Annotated in this window: 24 protein-coding genes; 11 read left to right on the top strand and 13 right to left on the bottom strand. The window is 45.7% G+C overall.

Features of this window, described 5'->3' with window-relative positions:
• The first annotated feature begins 81 nt into the window (after positions 1-81).
• The 3 genes from FD968_RS09880 (at position 82) to FD968_RS09870 (ending at position 5,975) form a co-directional block, all read left to right on the top strand.
• Entirely contained in the window at positions 82-1,623 is a 1,542-nt protein-coding gene (locus FD968_RS09880; protein ID WP_215366038.1) for an efflux transporter outer membrane subunit, read from the top strand.
• A gap of 169 nt (positions 1,624-1,792) precedes the next feature.
• Positions 1,793-2,932 (top strand): efflux RND transporter periplasmic adaptor subunit, encoded by a 1,140-nt coding sequence (locus tag FD968_RS09875; protein ID WP_215368139.1) that lies wholly within the window; start codon positions 1,793-1,795, stop codon positions 2,930-2,932.
• A 7-nt stretch (positions 2,933-2,939) separates the two neighbouring features.
• Positions 2,940-5,975 carry an efflux RND transporter permease subunit gene (locus FD968_RS09870; protein WP_215366036.1) on the top strand — a complete coding sequence of 1,012 codons (3,036 nt, stop codon included), beginning with the start codon at positions 2,940-2,942 and terminating at the stop codon, positions 5,973-5,975.
• Positions 5,976-6,001: 26 nt separating this feature from the next.
• Here FD968_RS09870 and FD968_RS09865 read toward each other — a convergent pair whose 3' ends face one another.
• The 3 genes from FD968_RS09865 to FD968_RS09855 are packed head-to-tail and all read right to left on the bottom strand — an operon-like array spanning position 6,002 to position 7,490.
• The gene (locus FD968_RS09865) at positions 6,002-6,667 is read right to left on the bottom strand and encodes a glutathione S-transferase family protein (protein ID WP_215366034.1); all 666 of its coding nucleotides are present in this window, start codon (positions 6,665-6,667) and stop codon (positions 6,002-6,004) included.
• A gap of 27 nt (positions 6,668-6,694) precedes the next feature.
• The gene (locus tag FD968_RS09860) at positions 6,695-7,195 is read right to left on the bottom strand and encodes a flavin reductase family protein (protein WP_215366032.1); all 501 of its coding nucleotides are present in this window, start codon (positions 7,193-7,195) and stop codon (positions 6,695-6,697) included.
• Between the two features lie 7 nt (positions 7,196-7,202).
• Positions 7,203-7,490: a hypothetical protein gene (locus FD968_RS09855; RefSeq protein ID WP_215366030.1), complete on the bottom strand. Its 288-nt coding sequence runs from the start codon at positions 7,488-7,490 to the stop codon at positions 7,203-7,205.
• A gap of 87 nt (positions 7,491-7,577) precedes the next feature.
• On the opposite strand from FD968_RS09855, the gene FD968_RS09850 reads away from it, so the two are divergent.
• Positions 7,578-8,561: an MDR family oxidoreductase gene (locus FD968_RS09850; RefSeq protein WP_215366028.1), complete on the top strand. Its 984-nt coding sequence runs from the start codon at positions 7,578-7,580 to the stop codon at positions 8,559-8,561.
• A gap of 24 nt (positions 8,562-8,585) precedes the next feature.
• On the opposite strand, the gene FD968_RS09845 is transcribed toward FD968_RS09850, so the two are convergent.
• Entirely contained in the window at positions 8,586-8,762 is a 177-nt protein-coding gene (locus FD968_RS09845) for a DUF1289 domain-containing protein (protein WP_215366026.1), read from the bottom strand.
• A gap of 41 nt (positions 8,763-8,803) precedes the next feature.
• Between FD968_RS09845 and FD968_RS09840 the strand changes: the two genes are divergently transcribed.
• Positions 8,804-9,889: an MBL fold metallo-hydrolase gene (locus FD968_RS09840; protein WP_215366024.1), complete on the top strand. Its 1,086-nt coding sequence runs from the start codon at positions 8,804-8,806 to the stop codon at positions 9,887-9,889.
• On the opposite strand, the gene FD968_RS09835 is transcribed toward FD968_RS09840, so the two are convergent.
• The gene (locus FD968_RS09835) at positions 9,801-10,259 is read right to left on the bottom strand and encodes a PhaM family polyhydroxyalkanoate granule multifunctional regulatory protein (RefSeq protein ID WP_215366022.1); all 459 of its coding nucleotides are present in this window, start codon (positions 10,257-10,259) and stop codon (positions 9,801-9,803) included. The two genes, FD968_RS09840 and FD968_RS09835, sit on opposite strands and share 89 nt — an antisense overlap.
• 74 nt (positions 10,260-10,333) lie before the next feature.
• On the opposite strand from FD968_RS09835, the gene FD968_RS09830 reads away from it, so the two are divergent.
• Entirely contained in the window at positions 10,334-11,398 is a 1,065-nt protein-coding gene (locus FD968_RS09830) for a homocysteine S-methyltransferase family protein (protein WP_215366019.1), read from the top strand.
• A complete protein-coding gene (gene metH, locus FD968_RS09825; protein WP_215366017.1) occupies positions 11,395-14,142 on the top strand; it encodes a methionine synthase in 2,748 nt (915 codons plus the stop codon). The genes FD968_RS09830 and metH overlap by 4 nt, the downstream gene beginning before the upstream one ends.
• On the opposite strand, the gene FD968_RS09820 is transcribed toward metH, so the two are convergent.
• Positions 14,139-14,447, bottom strand: coding sequence for a DUF1840 domain-containing protein (locus tag FD968_RS09820; protein WP_215366015.1), 309 nt, complete (start codon positions 14,445-14,447; stop codon positions 14,139-14,141). The two genes, metH and FD968_RS09820, sit on opposite strands and share 4 nt — an antisense overlap.
• Positions 14,448-14,482: 35 nt before the next feature.
• On the opposite strand from FD968_RS09820, the gene argS reads away from it, so the two are divergent.
• The 3 genes from argS to FD968_RS09805 are packed head-to-tail and all read left to right on the top strand — an operon-like array spanning position 14,483 to position 17,518.
• Positions 14,483-16,210, top strand: coding sequence for an arginine--tRNA ligase (argS, locus tag FD968_RS09815; RefSeq protein ID WP_215366013.1), 1,728 nt, complete (start codon positions 14,483-14,485; stop codon positions 16,208-16,210).
• 35 nt (positions 16,211-16,245) lie between these two features.
• Positions 16,246-16,863: an SPOR domain-containing protein gene (locus tag FD968_RS09810; protein ID WP_215366011.1), complete on the top strand. Its 618-nt coding sequence runs from the start codon at positions 16,246-16,248 to the stop codon at positions 16,861-16,863.
• Positions 16,864-16,873: 10 nt separating this feature from the next.
• A complete protein-coding gene (locus FD968_RS09805) occupies positions 16,874-17,518 on the top strand; it encodes a thiol:disulfide interchange protein DsbA/DsbL (protein WP_215366008.1) in 645 nt (214 codons plus the stop codon).
• A 30-nt stretch (positions 17,519-17,548) separates the two neighbouring features.
• Here FD968_RS09805 and FD968_RS09800 read toward each other — a convergent pair whose 3' ends face one another.
• Genes FD968_RS09800 through FD968_RS09780 form a run of 5 tightly spaced genes read right to left on the bottom strand, consistent with a single transcriptional unit; the run spans position 17,549 to position 22,363 of the window.
• A complete protein-coding gene (locus FD968_RS09800) occupies positions 17,549-18,325 on the bottom strand; it encodes an SDR family oxidoreductase (protein ID WP_215366006.1) in 777 nt (258 codons plus the stop codon).
• The gene (locus tag FD968_RS09795) at positions 18,322-19,614 is read right to left on the bottom strand and encodes a cyclopropane-fatty-acyl-phospholipid synthase family protein (protein WP_215366004.1); all 1,293 of its coding nucleotides are present in this window, start codon (positions 19,612-19,614) and stop codon (positions 18,322-18,324) included. The genes FD968_RS09800 and FD968_RS09795 overlap by 4 nt, the downstream gene beginning before the upstream one ends.
• A complete protein-coding gene (locus tag FD968_RS09790; RefSeq protein WP_215366002.1) occupies positions 19,611-20,396 on the bottom strand; it encodes a DUF1365 domain-containing protein in 786 nt (261 codons plus the stop codon). Before FD968_RS09790 ends, FD968_RS09795 begins: the two co-directional genes overlap by 4 nt.
• Positions 20,397-21,785, bottom strand: a complete 1,389-nt coding sequence (locus tag FD968_RS09785) for an NAD(P)/FAD-dependent oxidoreductase (protein WP_215366000.1) — start codon at positions 21,783-21,785, stop codon at positions 20,397-20,399.
• Positions 21,782-22,363 carry a glutathione peroxidase gene (locus tag FD968_RS09780; protein ID WP_215365998.1) on the bottom strand — a complete coding sequence of 194 codons (582 nt, stop codon included), beginning with the start codon at positions 22,361-22,363 and terminating at the stop codon, positions 21,782-21,784. The genes FD968_RS09785 and FD968_RS09780 overlap by 4 nt, the downstream gene beginning before the upstream one ends.
• Before the next feature lie 93 nt (positions 22,364-22,456).
• Between FD968_RS09780 and rfaE2 the strand changes: the two genes are divergently transcribed.
• On the top strand, positions 22,457-22,945 hold the full coding sequence (gene rfaE2 / locus FD968_RS09775) for a D-glycero-beta-D-manno-heptose 1-phosphate adenylyltransferase (protein ID WP_215365996.1): 489 nt from the start codon (positions 22,457-22,459) through the stop codon (positions 22,943-22,945).
• Here rfaE2 and FD968_RS09770 read toward each other — a convergent pair.
• Together FD968_RS09770 and FD968_RS09765 are read right to left on the bottom strand one after the other, a co-directional pair.
• Positions 22,942-23,754: a type III pantothenate kinase gene (locus FD968_RS09770; RefSeq protein ID WP_215365994.1), complete on the bottom strand. Its 813-nt coding sequence runs from the start codon at positions 23,752-23,754 to the stop codon at positions 22,942-22,944. The genes rfaE2 and FD968_RS09770 overlap by 4 nt on opposite strands.
• A complete protein-coding gene (locus FD968_RS09765; RefSeq protein WP_215365992.1) occupies positions 23,751-24,548 on the bottom strand; it encodes a biotin--[acetyl-CoA-carboxylase] ligase in 798 nt (265 codons plus the stop codon). Before FD968_RS09765 ends, FD968_RS09770 begins: the two co-directional genes overlap by 4 nt.

Raw genomic sequence — 24,548 nt, 5'->3', positions numbered from 1 at the left:
GATAAATCAGGGCTTTACAGGGTCCCGGGATCATTTTTGTGTTCAAATATCTCTTGTAAAAGAGGATATTTGCTGCAATCCATGTTTCTTTCAAAAGTACCCACGCTCCCACGCTTGCAGTTATTGGCACTGATTTGTATAGGTGTGCTTTCTGCGTGCGCAGTAGGACCAGATTTTAAGCAGCCCGAAGCCCCTAAAACATCTTCCTATACCGAAGGCCCTTTATCTAAAAAACTCGTCACTGCTCCTGGTGTGCCTGGTGGAACTGATCAAGAGTTTGTTGAGGGCGCAGATATTGAGGCGCAGTGGTGGGAGCTGTATAAGTCCCCCGAATTAGATGCCTTAATTAAAAAAGCCTTACAACAAAATCCGAATTTAGGTGCTGCTGATGCCGCATTGCGTGCCGCTCAGGAAAACGTGAGCGCGCAAATTGGCGGGCAATATTTTCCGGCGGTAAGTCTGGGTGGTGCAGCTACTAGGCAGCTTCAACCCTCCGCCATCTATGGCTTGCCTTATGGTTCTGATACCTACAACCTTTACAACACCTCAGTAAACGTTACCTACAAGCTCGATGTATTTGGTGGTGCTCGTCGTGCAGTCGAGGGCGCAAGAGCTCAAGCGGAGGTTGCGCAGTATCAATTAGAGGGTGCCTATCTATCTTTAACAGCTAACGTTGTCACTAGCGCAGTCAAAGAAGCGGCACTGCGCGCACAAATGCAAGCAACCGAAGAAATTCTGAAAGCGCAAACAAACCTTGCGGAAGTAACCGAGAAACAATTAGTGATTGGTACGGTATCTAAGGTAGATGTCACATCACAACGCACTTTAGTTTCATCTTCTGAGGTGGATCTCTTTAACTACGAGAGAAATTTAGCTTTTGCGCGCAATCAGTTGGCGGTGCTTGTCGGTGAGTTACCGAGTAATGCCGACATTACAAAGTTCGATTTAAGTAAGTTACACCTCCCGGCAAAGTTGCCACTTTCAGTGCCATCCAGCTTGGTACGGCAACGTCCTGACGTACGTGCCGCCGAAGCGCAATTGAAAGCGCAGAACGCATTTGTAGGTGTTGCTACAGCAAATTTATTACCTCAATTTAATATCACGGGGGCCATCGGTTCAGCTGCGCTGACTTCAGCAGCGTTATTCGGTCCTAACTCAGCTTTATGGTCTATCGGTGGCGGTATCTTGCAGCCCTTGTTTCAGGGTGGACAATTGTTAGCTCAACGTCGTGGTGCGATTGCCAATTACGAGCAGGCGGCTTTTCAATATCAAGCAACAGTATTAAATGCCTTTCAAGAAGTTGCCAATGCCTTACGTGCACTTGAGACAGGAGCTCAAGCGCTCAAGTCGGCATCTGATGCTGAGCGCTATGCCTACGAGACATTGGACCTTGTTCAGCAACAATACAAATTAGGTACAGCTAGTTATTTGGCGGTGCTTTATTACCAAAATCAGTATCAACAAGCAAAAGTGAAATCTGTGGCTGCGCAGGCTACAAGATTTTCTGATACAGCAGCATTATTTACAGCATTAGGCGGCGGCTGGTGGAATCGTGAGGGCCCCGCTTTTAAACCAAAAGCCATAGCGAATAAAGATCAAAATGAAACTTCTGGAAACAATTAAGAGCAAGCTGATTGCTGCCGTTCTTGCCTTATGGGCTTGGATGAAACTCAAGGCTGAGCAATGGAAATTGCGTGATAAGGCAATTGCGATTTGGGAAAAAGCAAAAGCCTTCTATGCCCGTATGGGGGCTAAATGGCGTGGTACTAAAGCGTATGCCAAGCTCATGGCAATGGAGCCACTTCAGCGTCGTATGACGATCATGCTGTGTGGTGTTTTCTTGTTGCTAGGCCTGATATTTGGCTTTAATCAACTGAAGACTTTCATGATTAAGCATTTCATCTCAGGAATGGGTTTGCCGCCAGCAACGGTTTCTACCATGGTGATTGCTACATCAGAGTGGCAGCCAAAATTGACCAGTGTCGGTAATGTTCGCGCTTTTAGAGGTGTTGAGTTGAGCACCGAGATTGGTGGTCTTGTGCAAACAGTACCCATTAAGTCTGGTCAAGATGTAAAAGAAGGCGAGTTATTAATTAAGCTGAATGATGCTTCAGATGTTGCGCAATTAAATTCCTTAAAAGCCATGGCCGACCTTGCCAAGGTCATCAATGAGCGGGATAAGCAACAATTGGCAATTCAGGCAATTAGTAAGAATGTATTTGATACAAGCAAGGCAGATGCACAATCAAAGCAAGCACAGGTAGAGGCGCAAACCGCATTAGTAGCCAAGAAAAATCTGAAGGCGCCATTTAGTGGGCGAGTCGGTATTGTTTCGATTAATCCTGGTCAGTATGTCAATCCAGGTGATAAGCTGCTGACGCTCCAGACTTTGGATCCTATTTTTGTGGACTTTACTTTGCCACAAGGCAACGCCGAGCAGATTCAGGTTGGTCAAGAGGTCGTTGTCACCACTGACGCATTTAAGGAGGCCAGTTTCACTGGCAAGATTACAGCCGTAAGCCCCAAAGTAGATACCAATACCCGCAATATTCAAATTGAGGCTCAGCTTGCAAATCCAGACAAGAAAGTTCTCCCAGGGATGTTTGCAAATGTGAATATTAAGCTGGGTGACCAAGTAAAGTTGCTCACTTTGCCGCAGACTGCTGTGACTTATAACCCATATGGCTCGACAGTTTTCATAGCAAAAGAAACCGGGAAGAAAGATAAACAAGGCAAGCCTGCTTTAGAGGCGCAGCAAGTGTTTGTCACTACGGGTAACACGCGTGGTGATCAGGTAGCTATTCTCAAGGGTATTAATGAGGGTGACACGGTGGTAACGAGCGGTCAATTGAAGTTGAAGAATGGCACCCCATTAATTATTAACAATAAGGTGCAGCCTGCAAATTCACCTGATCCTAAACCACAGGAATAAGTAGCAGATGAATTGGACTGACATATTCATTCGCCGACCAGTGCTTTCGCTGGTGGTGAGCGCTCTCGTATTGGTATTTGGCTTAAAGGCGATTGGATCTCTGCCAGTTAATCAATACCCGCAAACACAAAACGCGATTGTGACCATTACGACCGCTTACTATGGCGCTGATCCTGAAACGATTGCAGGCTTTATTACACAGCCACTAGAGGCCTCAATTGCACAGGCTCAAGGTATTGATTATTTATCTTCGGCTAGCGTAAGTGGTGTATCGACCATCATTGCTACGTTAAAACTGAACTATGACTCCAATGCCGCATTGACACAAATTCAAACGCAAATTAGTGCAGTTAAAAATCAATTACCACCTCAGGCGCAGCAACCTATTCTGACGGTACAAGTGGGCCAATCTACGGCAGCGATGTATATGGGCTTTTATAGCGATCAATTGCCCAATAACGCCATCACCGATTACCTGCTTCGAGTTGTCAAGCCGAAGCTCGATTCTGTTGAGGGCGTGCAGAATGCTGAAATTATTGGTGGCAGAAAGTTCGCCTTACGCGCCTGGTTGGATCGTGAAAAGATGGCTGGCTTGGGTGTTGGTGCAGACGATGTCTATAGCGCAATGTCTGCTAATAACTATTTATCAGCAGTGGGCAGTACCAAAGGCGACATGGTCTCCGTTGACTTGGTCGCAGGGACTGATCTTCACACGCTAGATGAGTTTCGCAAGCTGGTGGTTAAAAAAGATGGCATCAATATTGTCTATTTAGATCAGGTTGCCAATGTATCTTTGGGGTCTGAAGACTACAACACAAATGTGGCATTTAGCGGCAAGCAGTCAGTTTTCATTGGTATTAAGGTCGCCCCTCAGGCTAACTTACTTGATGTTGCGCAGCGCGTTAGAGATGCTGTTCCTGATATTCAGAAGCAATTGCCTATTGGTATGAATGGCAAGATTGTGTATGACTCCACTGAATTTATTACCAGCTCCATTGATGAAGTTGTTTCGACTTTGCTCGAAGCCTTAGTCATTGTCACGGTAGTGATTTATCTCTTCTTAGGTAGTGTACGTGCGGTTGCTGTACCCGTCATTGCGATGCCACTTTCTTTGATTGGCACTTTTTTCCTGATGCAAGTGCTGGGCTATTCCATTAACTTATTAACCCTGCTTGCTTTGGTATTGGCAATTGGCTTGGTAGTGGATGACGCCATCATCGTAGTAGAGAACGTTGACAGACATATGAAGGAAGGTAAATCGCCCTTAGAAGCGTCATTGATTGCCGCCCGTGAATTGGGCAGCCCCATTTTGGCTATGACTGTTGTATTGATTGCAGTCTATATTCCAATTGGCTTCCAGGGTGGTCTAACGGGTGCGCTCTTTACTGAATTTGCTTTCACCTTGGCTAGCGCGGTTGCCGTGTCAGGTTTAATTGCTCTCACTTTATCTCCCATGATGTGCTCACGCATCTTTACTGAGGAGCAAGAAGCATCTGCTTTTGTGCAGAAGATTGATCGCATTTTCGATAAGGTGCACCACAGTTATCAAACTACTCTGCGTGATCTATTGAGCACATGGCAAGTCATTATTGTGATGGGCGCTATTTTGTTGGGTGGCGTTGCGTACCTATATGCAACTGCTCGATCAGAGCTTGCCCCTACTGAAGATCAAGGTATCGTTTTGATGCAGGCATCAGGGCCACCCAATAGCACCGTGAATCAGATGCAGACCTATGCAGATCAAATTTACGCTATTGCAGCAGCGGAGTCTGAGTACGAGCAAGCATTTCAGATTACCAGCCCTACCTCTAGCTTCGGCGGTATCTTGCTTAAGGATTGGAGTCAGCGCAGTCGGAACGCAACCAAGTTCCAAGAAGATATGCAGCAAAAGTGGAACTCTATTGCTGGCGTTCGTGTGGCAGCATTCCAATTCCCAGCCTTACCAGGAGCGCAAGGCTTGCCGGTACAGGTGGTGATTAACACAACTGAGTCTTATGAGCAGTTAAATGAAGTATCGCAAGCGGTATTAGATAAAGCACGTCGTAGCGGCAACTTTTTCTTTGTCGACTCTGACTTAAAGATTGATAAGCCACAAGATGTATTGGTGATTGATCGTGAAAAAGTGGCTGCTTTGGGGATGACTCAGCAGCAAGTGGGCTCAGCATTATCTGCAGCTCTGGGCGGCGGTTATGTGAATTACTTCTCAGTCGCTGGACGCTCTTACCGTGTCATTCCGCAAGTCAAACAGGTAGATCGCTTGAACCCTGATCAGATATTGGATTACTACATTCGTACTCCTAGCGGTGCAATGATTCAGGCGAGAACGATTGCAAGCATTAAGCAAAGAGTTGTTCCTCAATCGATTAATCACTTTCAGCAATTGAATTCTGCGACGATTTCAGGTGTTAGTACCCCTTTCATTTCTGAAGCAGATTTATTAGAGTTCATGCGTCAGACTTTAAAAGAGGTGGCTCCGAACGGTTACACCATGGACTACGCAGGCCCATCTCGTCAGTTTATGGCCGAGTCTGGGGGATTCTTGGTCACCATGTTCTTTGCGATTTTGATTGTGTTCTTAGTTCTAGCGGCGCAGTTTGAAAGCTTCCGCGATCCGATTGTGATTCTAGTTTCCGTGCCCTTAGCACTCTTTGGCGCACTCATCTTTATTAATCTCGGCTTTACAACCTTAAATGTGTATACGCAAGTTGGTCTAGTGACCTTGATGGGGCTGATCAGTAAACACGGCATCTTGATCGTAGAGTTTGCTAACGTTTTGCAAGAAGGCGGGCGTAGCAAGCTTGACGCGATTATTGAGGCTGCTAGCGAACGTTTAAGACCAATTTTGATGACTACTGCTGCGATGGTTTTAGGTGTTCTGCCACTGGTTATTGCTTCTGGGGCTGGTGCTGCCGGACGTCAATCCATGGGTATTGTGATCTTCACTGGGCTATCCATTGGAACCTTGTTTACTTTATTCGTAGTGCCTGCCATGTACCTCTTCATGGGTGCCGATCACCATCAGAAGAAGTTCAAGCAAGAGTAAGGGCGGGAATAGCTCCTAACTCAATATCACTTACTAATAATATTGAGTTCCTTCTCTGCGAATTCTTGAAAGTGTGTTTCAGTACGTAGTTCTTTTAGCCACCGGTCAATATTTTTGAGATCTGCACGTAATCCCGTTTGCTTGGGGAATGACTCATTTAATAAAATCCAACGGTGTACGCATAAAGCGAGAACAATATCGCCAATATGAAATTGCTGTCCCGAGCAATAGGCTTGCGCTGCTAGGGTTTGATCCAGTAGGGTGAATAACTGATTGGTGTCTTGATATGCCTTTTGAATTGCTGCGTGATCACGCTCCGCCTCTGGTACTCGAGTAAGACCTAGAAAAGAGGGGCGCAAGGTAGGCCATAGCGTGCCAACTTGCCAGTCCATCCACTTTTCAGAACCATATTGTGATTTTGTATCTGCTGGAAAGCGTTTATTTTTATCGTACTGTGCTGCCAGGTAACGCATGATGGTATTCGATTCCCAAAGTACGATATCACCATCTTCTAGGGTTGGAACAAGCCCATTAGGGTTGAGTTTTAAGAATTCTGGAGAGCGAACGATTCCAAATTGCAGGCCTGCATCAATCCGTTCAAAATCTATGCCCTCCTTCAGTCCTAGCTCGGCTAGACACCACAATACTTTTTGAACATTGATGGAACTTTTACGACCCCACAAACGCATCATGGTATTTCCTTGAGATAGTTTTTGATGTTAGCTAGATTTGATTTCAGAAAAATCAAGGCCAACAAATTGGCTGCGCGCAAAAATCAGCGGCTCTTTTTCTGGATGATTTTTTAGGTTAATGACTTTAGCAACAATGATGTTGTGATCGCCGCCAACATGAACTGTAATTGTCTCGCACTCATAATATGCGACGCAATGGTTAATCTGCGTAAGGCCGCTGACTGCAATTTTGTGATCAACGCCAGCAAATTGATCTACTTTTACAGTTGCAAAGTGCATTGCCAAGTTTTCTTGAGAGCGTTCTAGAACATGAATTAAATGCTTCTTGCCAACCTCGACCCAGGGCATGAGCCGGGAGTGCTTCTTAAGACTCCACAAAATGAGGGGCGGCTCTAGAGATACGGTATTGAAAGAGCTGATGGTGATGCCATGAGAGTTTTGATCCTCATCAAGGCAGGTGATGACCGTTACCCCGGTGGCAAAAGAAGCAAATCCTTTGCGAAGCTCTTGTGAGGTGAACGGAGCCATCAACTGCTTACTTTGCTGCTACTGGAGCGATAGTAGTTCCTGGAATTGGAATCAACACTTCGTTTTCTTCAGCCTTCACGCACTTAAAACGATATTCCTTGCCAGCCTTAGATAAGAAGCTGGCACCTTCATAAAAGTCGCTTTTGCAGGTCTTGGTCGCAAAATCCATCACGTCTTGTGGATCGGCACTAGAAGTGATGAGGCGCATATTTCCCATAGACATGTTGATCTGGGTCGAATAGCACCCAACAAGCATCAAGCCAGAAATCGTAGTTAATAGTAGAATTTTTTTCATGGAAGCCTCCATAATCAGCAATGCTCGTTAGGATAAACCTATTAAGCAAAAGCTGCGGGGAATTGTCTCGTTTGAAAAGGAAGACACATGTTTAAAGCAATATTGATTAATAAAGATGACCAAGGCTATCGCGCTGAGCTGGGCCAGGCAGATGAAGCCAATCTCCCTGAAGGAGATGTTCGGGTCAAGGTTCTATATTCCACTCTCAATTACAAGGATGGTTTGGCCATTACTGGCAAAAGCCCCGTAGTACGTAGCTTTCCAATGGTTCCTGGAATCGATTTTGCTGGTGAAGTGATGGAAAGCTCTAGCCCAGACTTTAAAGCTGGTGATTTGGTCCTATTGAATGGCTGGGGGGTTGGTGAGGGGCATTGGGGCGGATTGGCACAACAGGCTCGTGTGAAGGCTGATTGGCTCATTCCATTACCCAAAGGATTTAGCGCTAAACAGGCTCTAGCAATTGGTACTGCTGGCTATACCGCAATGCTTTGTGTAATGGCTTTGCAAAAGCACGGCCTCAAACCAAGCGATGGTGAAGTATTAGTGACTGGTGCTGCGGGTGGCGTGGGCAGTTTTGCGGTGCACTTACTAAGTAAGTTAGGTTTCACAGTGGTGGCTAGCACGGGTCGAATGGCTGAGGCGGGCTATTTGAAAAAATTAGGTGCTACTGAAATCATTGATCGAGCCACTTTGTCCGAGCCTGGAAAGCCTTTGGCCAAAGAGCGCTGGGCTGCTGTTTTGGATAGCGTTGGAAGCCACACTTTAGCAAATGCCTGTGCACAAACAAAGAGCAATGGCGCAGTTGCCGCCTGTGGTCTTGCGCAAGGCATGGATTTTCCATCTAGTGTTGCCCCATTTATTTTGCGAGGCGTCACTTTATACGGTGTTAATAGTGTTACCGTCCCACGTGAAAAACGAATTGCAGCCTACGAGCAACTCAGCAAATTGGTTGACTTGAAAACTCTTGATGAAATCTCTCATGAAATTACTTTAGAGGAGTCCCTAAAGTATGCAAAAGAGTTAATGGCTGGTAATGTACGAGGACGTTTGATTGTGGACGTCAATAAATAAAGAATTGAAAAAGCTTTTATTGGGCTATTGAGTTACTTGAGGTTTGCGAGTTTTTAGTTGTGACCAAACTTCGAGCTTCTCTGCATTTGAAAGCTCTGACCAATCTGCGATTTCAGTAAGCGTACGATAGCAACCTCGACAATATCCATTTTCAGGATTGATGTCGCACCAGTTAATGCAAGGTGACGGTACTGAAGTCAAAGTAAGCCTAGGTGTAAAAGATAAGAACGAAAAAACTAAACATGAGCCCTCAAAAACAAACTGCTGCAGAAAGCGCTATTCATTATCCCTTAGGCGAGGAGCTTCCTCAGGTAGGAGAATCTATTGAGGTGGCGCCAGGCGTGCGTTGGCTCAGAATGCGTCTACCTTTTGCCTTGGACCATATCAATTTGTGGTTATTGAGAGATGAAATAGAGGGTGTAGCGGGTTGGACCATCGTTGATTGTGGTATTGCAAATGATGAAACCAAGGCCTCATGGGAGCAGATTTTTGCAACCCAACTAGAGGGTCTGCCAGTGCTAAGAGTGCTTGTGACTCACATGCACCCTGATCATGTTGGCTTATCACAATGGCTGTGCGAAAAGTGGAATGCGCCTTTGTGGATTTCTATGACAGATTATTTAACAGCGCAATGGTTGAGCTGCAAAGAGGGTGGCGCTGCTATTGGTGCGCGTGCTGGTGGCGGTGGCTCAGCAGATCATTTTCAGAAGCATGGTTTGACTACATCAGATGATTTAGAAAAAATTCGGGCACGTTCAAATTACTATAGCAATATGGTGCCCGGTGTTCCCCGTCAATATCGTCGCATTCTTGATGGCGAATCGATTGTGATTGGTGGACATGCTTGGCAAATCATTATGGGTTACGGCCATGCGCCCGAACACGCATCCCTTTTTTGTAAAACGCTGGGCGTTTTAATATCTGGAGACATGTTGTTGCCTCGTATCTCTACGAACGTTAGCGTGTTCGATGCGGACCCAGATGCTGATCCACTGGGGCTTTACTTGCAGTCCCTAGAAAAATACTTACCCTTGCCTGACGATACCTTAGTACTGCCCTCGCATGGCAAACCTTTTATTGGAATGAAACCTCGGATTGCACAGCTTAATGCGCATCATGATGATCGATTGGCAGATACGCTTGGGGCATGTAAAAAACCGGCAACTGCTCGTGAGATAGTGCCGGTTTTATTTAAACGTGAATTAGATATTCACCAACTCACTTTTGCTATGGGTGAGGCTATTGCTCACCTGAATTACCTACTTCGTCGAGGAAAGTTGGATCGCCAGCTTTGCGAGGACGGCGTGTTGAGGTTTTCCGCGGTTTAGCTTTAACGCTGCTAGTCTTGTTGCTAGAAGATTCTTCTTTTGGCGCTGTAGCTGCTGCACCTGCAGCTGATACGGCGTCCCCAAAGGACTTTAACGCCATCATCGTGGCGTGTTGCACTTCAAGACCTTGAATCGTTGACTTCAGAATATTCAGATTGAGGTTAAGCCAGTTCTCGACGCTTTTGAGGTCCTTAATACGCTTCTCGAGCTCTTCAATGTCCATGCCAGGAAAGGCTGATCCAAATCCACCAGCAGCCTTTGAGGCATCCGCAGTAAAGGGAAACTGCCCAGCTTGACCTGCTGCGCCTTGTCCCCACATGGTTTTAAACATTTCAAGGCTTTGATTGAATTCTGGAATGGTTCCAAACATAAGGGCTCCGAGGTAAATGAAAAGTGGCTTTTCCAATAGAATAAGGGATTCTAGAGATTAATCCCGGTTAAGCAATGCAATTTAATGGTTTGTCCCAGCCCTATACCCGTGGTCAGGTACTTCCTGATCTACTAAAGCAGCGCATCCTAATATTGGATGGCGCGATGGGAACCATGATTCAGCAATACAAGCTAAGCGAAGCTGATTACCGTGGTCTCCCAGGTAATACTCGTTTTGCTGATCATCCAGGTGACATTAAGGGCAACAATGAGCTCTTGGTTTTGACTCAGCCACAAATTATTAGCAAGATCCATGAGCAGTATTTGGATGCCGGCGCAGACATTATTGAGACGAATACCTTTGGTGCAACTTCAGTAGCCCAAGAAGACTACAAAATGGCAGGCTTAGCACGAGAGATGAATGAAGTCTCCGCGAGACTTGCCCGTGCCGCTTGTGAAAAATACAGCTCACCAGAAAAACCACGTTTCGCTGCAGGAGCAATTGGCCCTACTCCCAAGACCGCTAGTATTTCGCCGGATGTGAATGACCCGGGCGCCCGTAACGTGACCTTTGATGCTTTGCGCGCATCTTATCGTGAGCAGATTGAAGGTTTATTCACTGGTGGTGTGGATTTATTTTTGGTGGAAACGATTTTTGATACGCTCAATGCAAAAGCAGCTTTGTTTGCCCTTGATGAATTTTTCGAAGAAACAGGCGAACGTTTGCCCGTGATGATTTCAGGGACAGTAACTGATGCTTCAGGCCGAATTCTTTCGGGACAAACCGTTGAAGCATTCTGGAATAGCTTGCGTCATATCAAGCCACTGACATTTGGCTTGAACTGCGCCCTCGGTGCTGCACTAATGCGCCCTTACATTGCGGAGCTTTCACGTATTTGTGACACAGCAGTGTCTTGCTACCCTAATGCCGGTCTGCCTAACCCAATGAGTGATACGGGTTTTGATGAGACGCCCGATATCACCTCAAGTTTGGTAGATGGCTTTGCTAAAGATGGCTTGGTGAATTTGGTTGGCGGTTGCTGTGGTACTACCCCCGATCATATTCGTGCCATTGCTAATGCAGTTGCTAAGCGGAAGCCACGTGCGTTCTATCGTGAGAATGCTGAGGCATCAGTATGAGCAAAATCAATAAAGCAATGCCAGCCATGAAGCTCTCTGGCCTTGAGCCATTTAACGTGACTTCTGCTGTTGGATTTGTGAACATTGGTGAGCGCACCAATGTAACCGGATCTAAGGCATTTGCGCGCATGATTTTGAATAATCAATTTGATGAGGCGCTTGCAGTAGCGCGCCAGCAAGTTGAAAATGGCGCCCAAGTGATCGATATCAATATGGATGAGGCCATGTTGGATTCAGAAGCAGCGATGACGCGCTTCTTGAATCTGATTGCATCCGAGCCTGATATTGCACGTGTTCCTATCATGATCGACTCTTCTAAGTGGAGCGTGATTGAGGCTGGCTTGAAGTGTATTCAAGGTAAGCCAATTGTGAATTCGATTTCATTAAAGGAAGGTGAAGAGCCTTTCCGCCACCAAGCCCGTTTGATTCGTCGCTATGGTGCGGCCTCAGTAGTGATGGCTTTTGACGAAGTAGGCCAAGCAGATACGTTTAAGCGTAAGACAGAAATCTGTCAGCGTTGCTACAACATCCTCGTCAATGAAATCGGCTTTCCAGCCGAAGATATTATTTTCGACCCCAATATCTTTGCGATTGCGACAGGTATTGAAGAGCATGACAACTACGCTGTAGATTTTATTAATGCCACTAGTTGGATTAAAGAAAATCTACCAGGCGCAAAGGTGAGTGGTGGCGTTTCAAACGTGAGCTTCTCTTTCCGCGGAAATGATCGAGTTCGCGAAGCAATTCACACAGTATTTTTGTATCACGCTATTCAAGCTGGCATGGATATGGGCATCGTCAATGCTGGTCAGTTGGGCGTATACGCTGATTTAGACCCTGAGTTGCGTGAGCGTGTAGAAGACGTAGTGCTAAATCGCTTCAAAGAAAAAGATGGCAAAACACCAACCGAGCGTTTATTAGATATAGCCGATCAATTCAAGGGCGGCGGCGCTAAGCAAGTGGAAAACTTGGCATGGCGTGAGGGTCCAGTTCGCGAACGCTTAACGCATGCATTGGTGCATGGGATTACAACATTCATTGAAGAAGATACCGAAGAATTGCGCGCAGAAATTATGGGTGCCGGCGGTAGACCAATCGAGGTCATTGAGGGCCCTCTAATGGATGGCATGAATGTCGTTGGCGACTTGTTTGGCGCCGGCAAAATGTTTTTGCCACAAGTGGTCAAGAGCGCGCGCGTCATGAAGCAGGCAGTTGCCATTCTGATTCCTTATATTGAAGAAGAAAAGCGTCAACACATTGCAGCAGGCGGCGAAGCAAAGGCTAAGGGAAAAATTGTCATGGCGACTGTGAAGGGCGACGTTCACGATATTGGCAAAAACATTGTGACGGTTGTGCTGCAATGTAATAACTTTGAAGTAGCTAATATGGGTGTGATGGTGCCTTGCGCAGAAATTCTCAAGCGTGCCAAAGAAGAGAATGCGGACATTGTGGGTTTATCTGGCTTGATTACACCTTCGCTTGAAGAAATGACATATGTTGCGCAAGAGATGCAGCGAGATGATTATTTCCGTGAGCGTCAAATCCCCTTAATGATTGGTGGCGCTACCACTTCGCGCGTACATACGGCCGTAAAGATTGCCCCCCATTACGATGGCCCAGTGGTTTATGTGCCCGATGCTTCTCGTTCGGTTTCTGTTGCATCTAGCTTATTGTCTGATGAAAGCGCGAAAAAGTTTATTCAAGACATGCGTGATGACTATGAGCGTATTCGTGAACAACATGCGAATAAGAAGGCTGCACCTACTATTTCTCTGGAGGCGGCACGTAAAAACCGCGAGATGATTAATTGGTCTACTTATGTTCCAGAAAAACCAAAATTCATAGGGCGACGTATCTTTAAAAACTTTGCGCTTGGCGATATCGCTAAGTATATTGATTGGACGCCATTCTTCCAAACCTGGGACTTAGCTGGTAAGTTCCCTGCAATTTTAGATGACGAGATCGTTGGTATAGAGGCGCGTAAAGTCTATGCAGATGCGCAGGCTATGTTGGATAAATTGGTCAAAGGCCAGTGGCTACAAGCAGATGCTGTGGTTGCTTTTTATCCAGCCAATACCGTAGGTGATGACATTGTTTTGTACAGTGATGAAGCGCGTCAACATCCCTTGTTTGTATGGCACAACTTACGGCAACAATCTGAACGTCCAGTGATTGATGGCGTGCGTAGGCCTAATCGTTGTCTTGCAGATTATGTAGCGCCAAAAGATTCTGGAGTTGCCGACTATCTTGGTTGCTTTGCAGTGACTACGGGTCATGGGGTTGAAAAGAAAGTCGTCGAGTTTCAAGCAAAACATGATGATTACAGCGCCATTATGTTGAAGGCTTTAGCGGATCGTTTGGCAGAGGCCTTTGCCGAATTGATGCACCATCGTGTGCGCACTGACTTATGGGGCTATGCAACGGATGAGATTCTGACAAATGATCAGATGATTAATGAAGAGTACCGTGGTATTCGTCCTGCCCCGGGCTACCCTGCTTGTCCATCACATGAAGTGAAGCAAGATTTATTAAGAGTTATCGGCTCAGAAGACATTGGTATGACTTTGACCGAGTCCATGGCAATGAATCCAGCCTCGAGCGTGAGCGGTTTCTATTTGGCTCATCCAGATGCTCAATACTTCAATGTTGGAAAAATTAACAACGATCAGCTCGAGGATCTTGCTAAGCGACGCGGGCAGTCGGTAGAGGATGTTCGTCGTCAGTTGGCTAGCTTAGTAGATTAAACGCCCCACAAGATGGGTTCGTTTTTGGCATTGGCCTGCTTCATCAGCTCTAAAAATGGATAAGCTCTTTGACCTAAGCGGTCTGCCAGCTTTGGTTGTTCAGATCCTTCATTTTTTGATTTAGAGCGTTCTTCAAGATCTTGAAGGATGGCAGTCTCTAAGGCTGTGATGAGGGTGGGTAGTTGCTCCTGCATCAGAATTCCTCTGGGTTCGAGCGGGCGACCCAAAATATCAAAAATCCGCTTAGTCAGATCCGCCAGCATGATGACGTCCGGACCAGCTTTGGAGCGAAATTGATAGATCATTTCAATAGCTTACCACCTGATAAACTCACTTATCTATGTTGCTGACCAATAAAAACCGATTAATTGAAATGCTGAGTGGGGCCCTGCAAGGCTTGGCTCAGGAGCGCGGGCTAGGTGAGTCACCAGTCCCCCGTTTAGAGCGTCCTAAAGCTGCAGATCATGGCGATGTCGCTTGTAATATTGCGCTCCAGCTTTCAAAGGCCTGGAAGCTGAATCCCCGCGAATTAGCCCAATCGTTGGTGGAGCGTTTGCAAAAACAACCAGGATATGACCAACTAATCTCATCCTGTGAGATTGCTGGCCCTGGATTTATGAATTTCCGTTTAAGCAATGCGGCTAAAACTGCCGTCGTTGGAGAGATCCTTTCTGCAGGCACTCATTTTGGCGAGCTTACCCAAGGTAGTGGCCCAATTACCAGTGCAATGATTGAATTCGTTTCAGCAAACCCAACCGGCCCATTGCATGTTGGCCATGGCAGACAGGCTGCGCTGGGCGATGCTTTGGCAAATTTATTGGCAACCCAGGGAATCAAAGTGCATCGTGAGTTTTATTACAACGATGCTGGCGTACAAATTGCTAACCTCGCTTTGTCTGTGCAAGCGCGCTTAAATGGCTTGAAGCCGGGTGACGCTAATTGGCCTGAGCAGGCTTATAACGGTGAATACATTGCAGAGATTGCAACAGCCTTTAAAACTTCTCCTGAATATCGAGATGATCTTGAAGCAATCCGTCAATTTGCTGTTGCGTATTTACGCAATGAGCAAGATATTGATTTGAAAACATTTGGCGTGAAGTTTGATTGCTATTACTTAGAATCTTCCTTATATACAGATGGTAGTGTTGAGCAGATTGTTCAAGATCTGCAAAGTATTGGTAAGACCTATGAGTCAGAGGGTGCTTTGTGGCTTAGGACTACTGATGATGGCGATGATAAAGATCGGGTGATGCGTAAGTCTGATGGAAGCTTTACGTATTTCGTGCCTGACGTCGCATATCACACGAGTAAATGGAATCGTGGTTTTACAAAGGTCATCAATGTGCAAGGTAGCGATCACCACGGTACGATTTCACGTGTGCGTTCAGGCTTGCAGGGTGTTGCTCAGAAGCGTAGTTGGGATATTCCGAAAACGTATCCAGATTATGTGCTGCACAAAATGGTTACGGTGATGCGTCACGGTGAAGAGGTCAAAATTTCTAAACGCGCAGGCTCTTATGTAACTGTGCGCGACTTGGTTGAGTGGTCTGGTGGCGTTACTCCAGAAATGACGCCTGAGGAGAGAGAGTTAGCACTCCAGCGTGGCCGTGATGCCGTACGCTTTTTCTTAATCTCTCGCAAAGCAGATACTGAATTTGTATTCGATATTGACCTTGCGCTCCAGCAAAATGATGAGAACCCTGTGTTCTATGTGCAATATGCCCATGCACGCATTAGCTCCATCCTGCAGCAATGGGATGGTCATGCAGCAGATTTAGCCGGTGCCGATTTGTCTTTATTGCAAAGCAAAGCCTCGGACCATTTGTTAAGACGTCTCGCAGAGTATCCCGAAGTATTGACAGATGCAGCAGCTGAATTAGCTCCCCATGCACTGGCTTTCTATTTGCGTGATTTGGCGGGAGATTTTCATACCTTCTACAACGCGGATCGGGTATTGGTTGATGATGAAAAACTGAAACTCGCTCGCCTTGCTCTGTTATCAGCAACCCGTCAAGTTTTACAGAATGGTTTAAAGGTTCTAGGGGTATCTGCACCAGCCAAGATGTAGTGGCAAAGTATGAAGTGAATAGGTAAGATGAGGAAATGATGAAAAAACCGAATCAACAATCTGGCTTCATGAAGCGGGACAGCAGCATTCCTGTAAGTAACGCTCAATATGGTGGCACTATCCTGGGCTTTGTATTGGGCTTAGGCGCCGGACTTGGTATCGCGTTTGTCATTGCTTTCTACCTATCTAAAAATACGCCACAAGAAAGACCGGGTGTGCGCGCACCCAATTTACCAATGACGATTAAGCCGGCTGTCCCAGCCGAAGGAGAGCCAACCGCTCCTGCAGAACAATTGGATTTGAATAAACCCTTGCAAGGCAAAAGCCCTGCTCAGCCCTCTACTGATCCAATTGGAGATTTGGTCAACGGTAAGAAGCCGGCCGAAAGTGCTTCTGCTCCTGCCGCTTCAAAAGGTGATGCCATTTACTTTCTGCAGGTTGGCGCTTTTACAAAACGTGCTGATGCAGACGCACAAAAGGCAAGCTTAGCGATTCAAGGTATTCAAACACAATTAAGCGAGGTTACTGCTGATGGTAATACGCTATGGCGTGTTCGCTCTGGTCCCTACAACAGCATTGAAGAAAGTAATCCAGCGCGTGATAAGTTAAATACTATGGGTATCAAACCCACCCTCATTAAGGCTAGTAAGTAAGTTAAAGATCATGATCTCATTTAGCAAAAGAGTATTAGTTGTATTCACCCTGATTTTTTTAAGTGGTCTTGCCAGCGCGCAGGGGCAGAAAATTGAAGAGGGATTTGATTACCGCATCTTGCCTGTTCCACAGCCCGTGGAAACAAAGGGAAAAGTCGAGGTTATTGAATTCTTTTGGTATGGCTGCCCACATTGCTATGACTTTGAGCCCGAACTGAGTGCTTGGGTGAAGCGCCAACCAAAAGACGTCGCTTTCCGTAGAGTGCCAGTAGCTTTCCGAGATGATTTCTTGCCGCATAGCCAGCTTTACTATGCCCTTGAATCTATGGGTAAGGGCGATGCCTTAAACGAAAAGGTGATGTATGCGATGCATAAGGAAAATAAGCGCTTGCTGACTGAGCCTGAAATTGCAGATTGGGTCGCTTCACAAGGTGTTGACCGCAATACCTTTTTGGCTACCTATCGTTCGTTTGCCGTCGTATCCAAAGCCAGGGCTGCTAAGCAGTTAGCAGAGGCTTATCGTATTGATGGTGTTCCTACGATTGTGATGCAGGGTAAGTACGTTACTTCGCCTTCTATTGCTGGGACTAAGGCTAAAGCTATTGCGGTAATGGACTATCTTGAAGAAAAAATTCGCAAAGATAAGTACCGGTAAGTATTTCGCTTTGACGTTTTTAGGTGCTAATTAGATTTTGACAAAGCGTCGCACAATCCAGAAATAGAGCGGATAGGGCAGGATTCTCAAGAACTTTAAGAATCGTGAGAATCGCTTCGGAAAGTGAATGTCAAACTCCCCCCTTTCAATTCCACTAATGATTTCAGCGGCCGCTTCTTCGGCGCTAATTAATGCTGGCATCTCAAAATCATTTTGAGCAGTAGCCTCAGTCGCAACAAAGCCTGGAGAGATCATATGAACGCTAATACCTTGCGGAAGCAAGTCGTAATAAAGCGTTTCACAAAAATTGATAATCCCAGCTTTACTAGGACCATAAGCGAGCGCTTTAGGCAGACCACTATATCCCGCAACACTTCCAACGATGGCAATATGACCAGTATGTGCTTTCAGCATTGCAGGAAGCACTAGTGCCACTGCTCTCATCGGACCAAGAAGGTTTGCTTCAATTGTTTGCTCTGCGGCATCGATCTCAAAATTGTCTGCGCGTAAGGGCACATACATTCCCGAGACAAATAGCAATAAATCCAAGCCGCCCCAGGTTTTCAGAAGAGTCTCATAGCCTTGAGTGAGTTGATCGTGATTTGTGACATCTAATGGAATGACCAAGGTTTGATCGGCTTTTGCATGTGCTGCTATTGCATTTAAGCGATCTGCCCTCCGACTTGAGAGCGCAACTTTGGCACCTTCTAGTAAGAGTGCCTTTGCACAGGCTTCGCCGATGCCACTTGAGGCACCAATGACCCAAACACGCTTACCAGTAAAACGGTTTATACCCTTTTGTTTCATGCTTGAAGCGCATCTGGAGATGCTGCAGATTTCTGATGGCTTAGTGTAAATTGCACAACATCAATATTGCGCTCTGCAAATCCAGCAGCACAATACATTAAATAGAAGTTCCATAATCTAATAAACGCTTCATCAAATCCTAATTCATGAACTTCTTGGAGTCTTTGATTGAAACTGTCGCGCCAAAGGCAAAGTGTTTTTGCATAATCGGCTCCAAAAGCAAATTCCCCTTCAATCTGGAGACCTGCTTTTGCGGCACTTTCTTTAAAACTGGTGCGTGATGGCAGCATGCCACCTGGGAAAACGTATTGCTGAATGAAGTCGGTATTGTGGCGGTAACGATCAAATAGCTCTTCAGCAATCACAATCGTTTGGATGCATGCTTTACCACCAGGCTTTAAGCATTTTGCAATGGTCTGAAAATATTCGGGCCAATGTTTTTCTCCAACGGCTTCAAACATTTCAACAGAAGCAATGCCATTGAATGTCTCTTGGCAATCTCGATAATCCTGCAGACGAACTTCAAAAGATTGAGGATTATTTATTTGCGATTTGATTTTTGTTAAGCGGTCTTCTGCGTAGGCCTTTTGTTCGGTAGAGAGTGTGAGGCCAGTAATGGCAATATTGCTACGCAGAGACTCTTCCATGACGCCACCCCATCCACAGCCAATTTCTAGAATATGGTCACCGGGCTTAGTATCGAGAGATTCGAGAATGCGGCTGATTTTGGCTCGCTGTGCGTCAGCAAGAGATTGTTTCTCGCCCTCTGAGAACCAAGCGCTGGAGTAGCTCATAGAGGGATCTAACCACAATGTATAGAAAGCATTACCTAAGTCATAGTGCGCATGAATATTTTTACGACTGCCAGTTTTACTGTTATCGCGCAACCAGTGTCTGAGGCGATAAAGAATTGATCCGTACCAACTGCCATAAATGGCCTTTTCTAAGATTGTGCGATTACGAATTGCAAGCTCCAGAATAGCTTTGAGGTCGGGAGTATTCCACTCCCCGCGGATGTAGCTTTCGGCAAAACCAATATCACCGTGAGAAAGCACTTGCTTAAATACAGACCAATCCAAAATTTGAATCTCAGCATGTAAGTTATCAGACTTATTGCCGAATTCTCTAATGTTGCCATCAGGCAAAACCATTTTTAAGTGACCGCTACTCAGTTGGGATAGCAGACTTAACAGCGTCTCCGTACCCAAGCGAGATTTATTTGCTTGGGTACGTCTTTGCGACCTTGAGAAATTCAGGCGAGAGAGTAAGGATTGTCCTGGACGATTCATCTGCTAACTTCAAATTCTGGTGGTTTGGGCTTTGAATGAAAGGGTACACCTTTTAGCCATAATTTCAATGCTTGCCAGTGAATACGAAAAATCACTCCTAGGCTCATTAATGGGTATCGCAAGAGTGCTAAATAAAGTGTGGATTTGGTAAGGGGGCGACTTTTTCCACTAATACTAGTGTTAATGAGGGGGAGGCCATCCTCATGAAGCTCAATGCGGGCAACGGAGTGTTGCTTAGAGCTACTATCTTGCGCAAACAGAAACCGAAAACGGTATTCTCCGCGTACTTCACAAAAAGGAGATACGTGAAAGACTTTCTTGCTGGTAAGTGTTTCGCCAGATAGTAGCGCCTCACCAGAATCTTTGTGCAATAAATAACAGTGCCGCTCGCCAAAGGTGTTATTGACTTCGGCTAATACGGCATAAACCTTTCCATCTGCCCGAGAGCAGATCCAAAAGCTGACTGGGTTGAAAACATAACCCAGCACTCTAGGAAAGGTTTGTAACCAGATCTCCCCATCTGCATCAAGTAGATTATTTTCTTGCAAAATATTTTCAATCCACGCCAGGCCATCAGAGCCTCCAAGCCCATGGTCTTTATCGAAAAATGAGCATAAGCCCAACCGATTGTCCTTTAAGCCGCCGCTACTAAGAAGTGAGGGATTTTCTCTGCGAGCTCGCATGGGAATAGAGATAGTGAATACGCCATATCCAAATGCATTTTGAGCGGGTCGTAAGCGGCGGTGCTTAACATCCCCAAAGTTAATCTTCACTTGATTCATTTAGCGTGCATCTTGTCTCGGAATGCTATTGAGAGGAGATCGAATACTTTCAATTAAAGCTTCAGCTACTAATTCTCCAGAGCGAAGACCATCTTCATGAAAACCAAAACCAGTCCATGCCCCGCAATACCAGATAGAAGAGGTGCCTTGGATGAGTGGTAATTCTTTCTGTGCTTGAATCGCGCTCATATCGAATATGGGATGTGAGTAGTGAATTTCTTGATGCACTAATTTTGGATTAGGCTCGGTCGAGGGGTTAAGGCTCACAATAATTTGGGTATCTTTGAGCGCATCAGGTAAGGGTTGTAAACGATTAATGAGGTAATTGACGCTCACATGTTGCTTAGAGCTTGGCGCTGCTCCAGCCTTTGCCGTGTAGTTCCAGGCAGCCCAGCAACGTTTCGCATCAGGTAAAAAGTTGGAGTCTGTGTGCAAAATTGCACGATTTTTTTGATAGGGGATAGCAGCTAAGATATTTCTGGCTTGTTGATCAATTCCATGAACAAGCTCTAAGGTTTGATCGCTATGGCAAGCCATGACTACCTCATCAAACCATGCTGAGCCCGATGGACTAATGACTTCCACTTGAGAGGTTGCATCATGACTTGTATTGACTCGCTGCACAGATTCACGTTTGATCGCGACACGATTTTTTTCTAAGACACTGACCATGCGCTTAACATATTCGCGTGATCCCCCTTTGATAGTGAGCCATTGTGGGCGATTTTGGATTTGCAATAAGCCGTGATTGTGGCAAAAACGCACCATGGTCTGAATTGGAAATTCCAGCATTTGCTCAACTGAGCAAGACCATATTGCACCAATCATAGGTAAGAAATAATTTTCTCTAAAGCTTTGACTGAAGCGATTTCGGTTTAAGAAATTGACAATCGTTTCATCTGGCTCTATCAAGTGATGGCCAGCAGTAATCTGCTGCTGAGCAAGCCGAGTCGCCAAGCGATTAAAGCGCAGGATGTCATAAGCCATACGCCAAAAAGATGGTGAAAGTAAGTTGGAGCGTTGTCCAAAAAATGAGTTGATGTCATTGCCAGCCCATTCAATTTTTGGATGTGCAGGATTTTTTTCGGAAACATCAATCGATACAGAAAATGACATTTCTGACGGAGCAACGGGTGCTTGGATTTCTTCAAACAGTCTTACAAGCCGGGGGTAAGTTTTGCGATTAAAGACCAGAAAGCCAGTGTCAACACCGTGCGTAATTTCTTGACCATCAATATGGCAAGTGAAGTCAACGGTATTGCTATGGCCACCAATATGGTTGCCGCCTTCATATACAGTCAACTCAATATCTGCATGTTGTCTTAAGGCATAAGCACAGCCAAGTCCAGAGATGCCCGCGCCAATGATGGCAATTCTTTTTTTACTCACTGAACTTTTTCCTCTAGAAGCTTTTCTATTTGATTGGTGATGCTGCTGCTGGTGGGCTTGGTTACGCTTCCAAATGAATCGATCACATTGCCATTTCGGTCTATCAAATATTTATAGAAGTTCCATTTCGGAGTGGTGCCTGTTTTGGCGATCAACATCTTGAAGAGTGGGTTTGGGTTACTCCCTGAAACATTACTCTTGGCAAACATCGGAAACTTCACGTCGTAAGTATTTTTGCAAAAGTCAGCAATCTCTTTATTGCTACCTGGCTCTTGCTGACCAAAGTCATTGGAGGGAAACCCAAGAACAACAAAACCCCGATCTTTGTATTTAGCGTAAATTTTTTCGAGGCCCTCGTATTGGCTCGTAAATCCGCAAAAGCTTGCCGTGTTGACTGCTAGGATTACTTTCCCTTGATATTGACAAAGATTTTGTGGTGCTTCATCTTGTAGCCGAAGAAAGGTATGAGACAAGAGCGGACTACAGCTTGGGCCTGCATTTGCTAGCTGTATTCCAGTAGCAGTAAGAAAAAGGGCAAATAGCCAGCCAGCTACTCTACTGCTTACCGTGCGGTTCATATTGTCTCTTTATTCTTTGGTTGATGGGTATCCAAGTCTAAGACATTCTAGGCAATATCGCAGGACATCTCACAATGCCATTAATATTACGTTATGAGCCCTTTGCCCCCACCATCATTTGAGTCTAAAGTTTGCCCAACCGAGCAGCTTGAGGCGCGTATCACTAAATTACCAAGGCCATTGGTTTTTACTAATGGTGTGTTTGATATTTTGCATCGTGGCCATGCGAGTTACTTGGCGCAAGCGCGTGCTTTAGGCGCCAGTCTCGTTGTTGGCGTGAACTCGGATGCTTCGGTCAAGATGTTAGGCAAGGGTGACGATAGGCCCATTAATTCTGAGGCTGATCGACAGGCTTTATTGGCAGCCCTTGAAAGCGTTGATATGGCAGTATTGTTTACGGAGCAAACCCCAGTAAATTTGATTGAAAAAATACGCCCTGATATTTACGTTAAGGGAGGTGATTACGAGATTGATACTTTGGCTGAAACGCATCTCGTTAAAACCTGGGGAGGCAAAGCGATTGCCATCCCATTCTTGTATGAGCGCTCTACTACTAGCTTATTGGGAAAAATTCGTTCTTAAAGATTGTTTAAGAGCCAGAACCAAATACCGCGTAGCACTAGCCCCTCGCTGGTTTCGATCTTTAAGGCATTCAGTTTACTGAGCTGCGCAATTTCAGTTGCCAGAATTTTAGCGTTACCACCATCAAGCCAAATTTTTTCAATGGGTTGATTCATTTCTTTTGCTACATCGATTGCATATTGAATTGCGCCGATTTGTGCGGCATCACATCCACCAATAATTGCATCGTTTGTAGATATGCCAAAACCATGGTGCACCTCTCCTCGTGTGGCTAAAGGGAGTTGCGCGGTATTGTTTTCCAAGCTCTTCCGCATCAACTCAAGGCCAGGCAATATCCAGCCACCATAATGAACACCATTAGCGCCAAGTAGATCAATGGTTGTGGCTGTGCCAGCATTGATGATCAATGTGTTTACTTTTGATAATGCCCGTGCTGCGATGATGGCTGCCCAACGATCGGCTCCTAATTTGCTGGGGTCTTGATAGAGACTGCGCATTCCATCAATAGCACTATCACCTCTGAGTTGTCTCCATTCGACATCCTGCCATTGAGGAAAGAGCGATTTGAGATTATCAATCGCCTCATGTCCAGCGACGCAGCTAAATGCAATGACACTGGGCTTAGGTAAAGTTTTTGAAATGTAATCTGCTAGCTCGGCTCGATGCTCTGCTGATTGCAATGACTTACTGCTGATAGATCCAGAATAAGCCCATAATTTTTTTTGTTGATCAGATGGATGCTGATTAGACTCAACGGCCGCCCACTTGAGGCGTGTATTACCGACATCAAATAATAAGTACAGACTCATGATTGAACTCTCAGGGATACATCGCCAGCATAAATGGCAATCATTTTGTCTTCCTGCTCTAGTAGCAGGGCGCCATTGATATCAGCGCCTTTAGCAATACCGCAAATAGAATCTTTACCAGCGCCGGAAATGCAGACCTTCTGATCTAGAAACGCATCCCACTCAAGCCATGCTTGTTGGAAAGCTGCAAAACCCTCTTGATCAAATTTTTTGAAATGTTCCTCAAATGATTCTAGTAGGGATAACCAAAGATATTCAAGGTCAGGAAGACTCATCTCTTTTGGAAGTAGCTGATCTATAGAGCCAACTTGGATTTCGCTTTGCTGAAGCTTTTCTTGTATCGCATTTGCATTACGCAAGTTCATGCCGACACCAATAATCATCCAGCTGGGATCTCCCGCTTTTGCTTGTCCGCCCTCAATCAGAATTCCAGCGAGTTTCGCATTATTGAGTAATAAATCATTGGGCCATTTGAGGCGCAGGCCAGCTTGATGAAGATCAGATAATTTGAGTTTGCATGCTTTTGCAATGCCTTGAATGACAGCAAGGCCAACTGATAGGCTAAGCCCAGTCAATTCTGCGGGACTTCTACTAAAGGGAAATGCCATTGAGAAGCAAATTGAGTCCTCAGGATTCGCGAGCCATGTACGCCCAGCCCGCCCCTTGCCGGCAGTCTGTTTGTGGGCAATGCGAGCTACGGGGTCTATGAGCTCGCCAGCTCGCCAGCGTTCCAATAAATCATCATTGGTCGATCTGGTCTCGGTAACGCGTTCAAGGATGCAATTAGCAGTCAT

It is taken from the genome of Polynucleobacter sp. AP-Titi-500A-B4 (genome assembly GCF_018688095.1).
Taxonomy (GTDB): domain Bacteria; phylum Pseudomonadota; class Gammaproteobacteria; order Burkholderiales; family Burkholderiaceae; genus Polynucleobacter.
The sequence above is the reverse complement of the archived record's forward strand: the minus strand, read 5'-3'. Positions and strand labels throughout refer to the sequence as shown.

Bases quoted from the DNA above. Each gene is read 5' to 3' on its own strand.
- FD968_RS09880 (WP_215366038.1), top strand. From the start codon at position 82: ATGTTTCTTTCAAAAGTACCCACGCTCCCACGCTTGCAGTTATTGGCA.
- FD968_RS09875 (WP_215368139.1), top strand. From the start codon at position 1,793: ATGGAGCCACTTCAGCGTCGTATGACGATCATGCTGTGTGGTGTTTTC.
- FD968_RS09870 (WP_215366036.1), top strand. From the start codon at position 2,940: ATGAATTGGACTGACATATTCATTCGCCGACCAGTGCTTTCGCTGGTG.
- FD968_RS09865 (WP_215366034.1), bottom strand. From the start codon at position 6,667: ATGATGCGTTTGTGGGGTCGTAAAAGTTCCATCAATGTTCAAAAAGTA.
- FD968_RS09860 (WP_215366032.1), bottom strand. From the start codon at position 7,195: ATGGCTCCGTTCACCTCACAAGAGCTTCGCAAAGGATTTGCTTCTTTT.
- FD968_RS09855 (WP_215366030.1), bottom strand. From the start codon at position 7,490: ATGAAAAAAATTCTACTATTAACTACGATTTCTGGCTTGATGCTTGTT.
- FD968_RS09850 (WP_215366028.1), top strand. From the start codon at position 7,578: ATGTTTAAAGCAATATTGATTAATAAAGATGACCAAGGCTATCGCGCT.
- FD968_RS09840 (WP_215366024.1), top strand. From the start codon at position 8,804: ATGAGCCCTCAAAAACAAACTGCTGCAGAAAGCGCTATTCATTATCCC.
- FD968_RS09835 (WP_215366022.1), bottom strand. From the start codon at position 10,259: ATGTTTGGAACCATTCCAGAATTCAATCAAAGCCTTGAAATGTTTAAA.
- FD968_RS09830 (WP_215366019.1), top strand. From the start codon at position 10,334: ATGCAATTTAATGGTTTGTCCCAGCCCTATACCCGTGGTCAGGTACTT.
- metH (WP_215366017.1), top strand. From the start codon at position 11,395: ATGAGCAAAATCAATAAAGCAATGCCAGCCATGAAGCTCTCTGGCCTT.
- FD968_RS09820 (WP_215366015.1), bottom strand. From the start codon at position 14,447: ATGATCTATCAATTTCGCTCCAAAGCTGGTCCGGACGTCATCATGCTG.
- argS (WP_215366013.1), top strand. From the start codon at position 14,483: ATGTTGCTGACCAATAAAAACCGATTAATTGAAATGCTGAGTGGGGCC.
- FD968_RS09810 (WP_215366011.1), top strand. From the start codon at position 16,246: ATGATGAAAAAACCGAATCAACAATCTGGCTTCATGAAGCGGGACAGC.
- FD968_RS09805 (WP_215366008.1), top strand. From the start codon at position 16,874: ATGATCTCATTTAGCAAAAGAGTATTAGTTGTATTCACCCTGATTTTT.
- FD968_RS09800 (WP_215366006.1), bottom strand. From the start codon at position 18,325: ATGAAACAAAAGGGTATAAACCGTTTTACTGGTAAGCGTGTTTGGGTC.
- FD968_RS09795 (WP_215366004.1), bottom strand. From the start codon at position 19,614: ATGAATCGTCCAGGACAATCCTTACTCTCTCGCCTGAATTTCTCAAGG.
- FD968_RS09790 (WP_215366002.1), bottom strand. From the start codon at position 20,396: ATGAATCAAGTGAAGATTAACTTTGGGGATGTTAAGCACCGCCGCTTA.
- FD968_RS09780 (WP_215365998.1), bottom strand. From the start codon at position 22,363: ATGAACCGCACGGTAAGCAGTAGAGTAGCTGGCTGGCTATTTGCCCTT.
- rfaE2 (WP_215365996.1), top strand. From the start codon at position 22,457: ATGAGCCCTTTGCCCCCACCATCATTTGAGTCTAAAGTTTGCCCAACC.
- FD968_RS09770 (WP_215365994.1), bottom strand. From the start codon at position 23,754: ATGAGTCTGTACTTATTATTTGATGTCGGTAATACACGCCTCAAGTGG.
- FD968_RS09765 (WP_215365992.1), bottom strand. From the start codon at position 24,548: ATGACTGCTAATTGCATCCTTGAACGCGTTACCGAGACCAGATCGACC.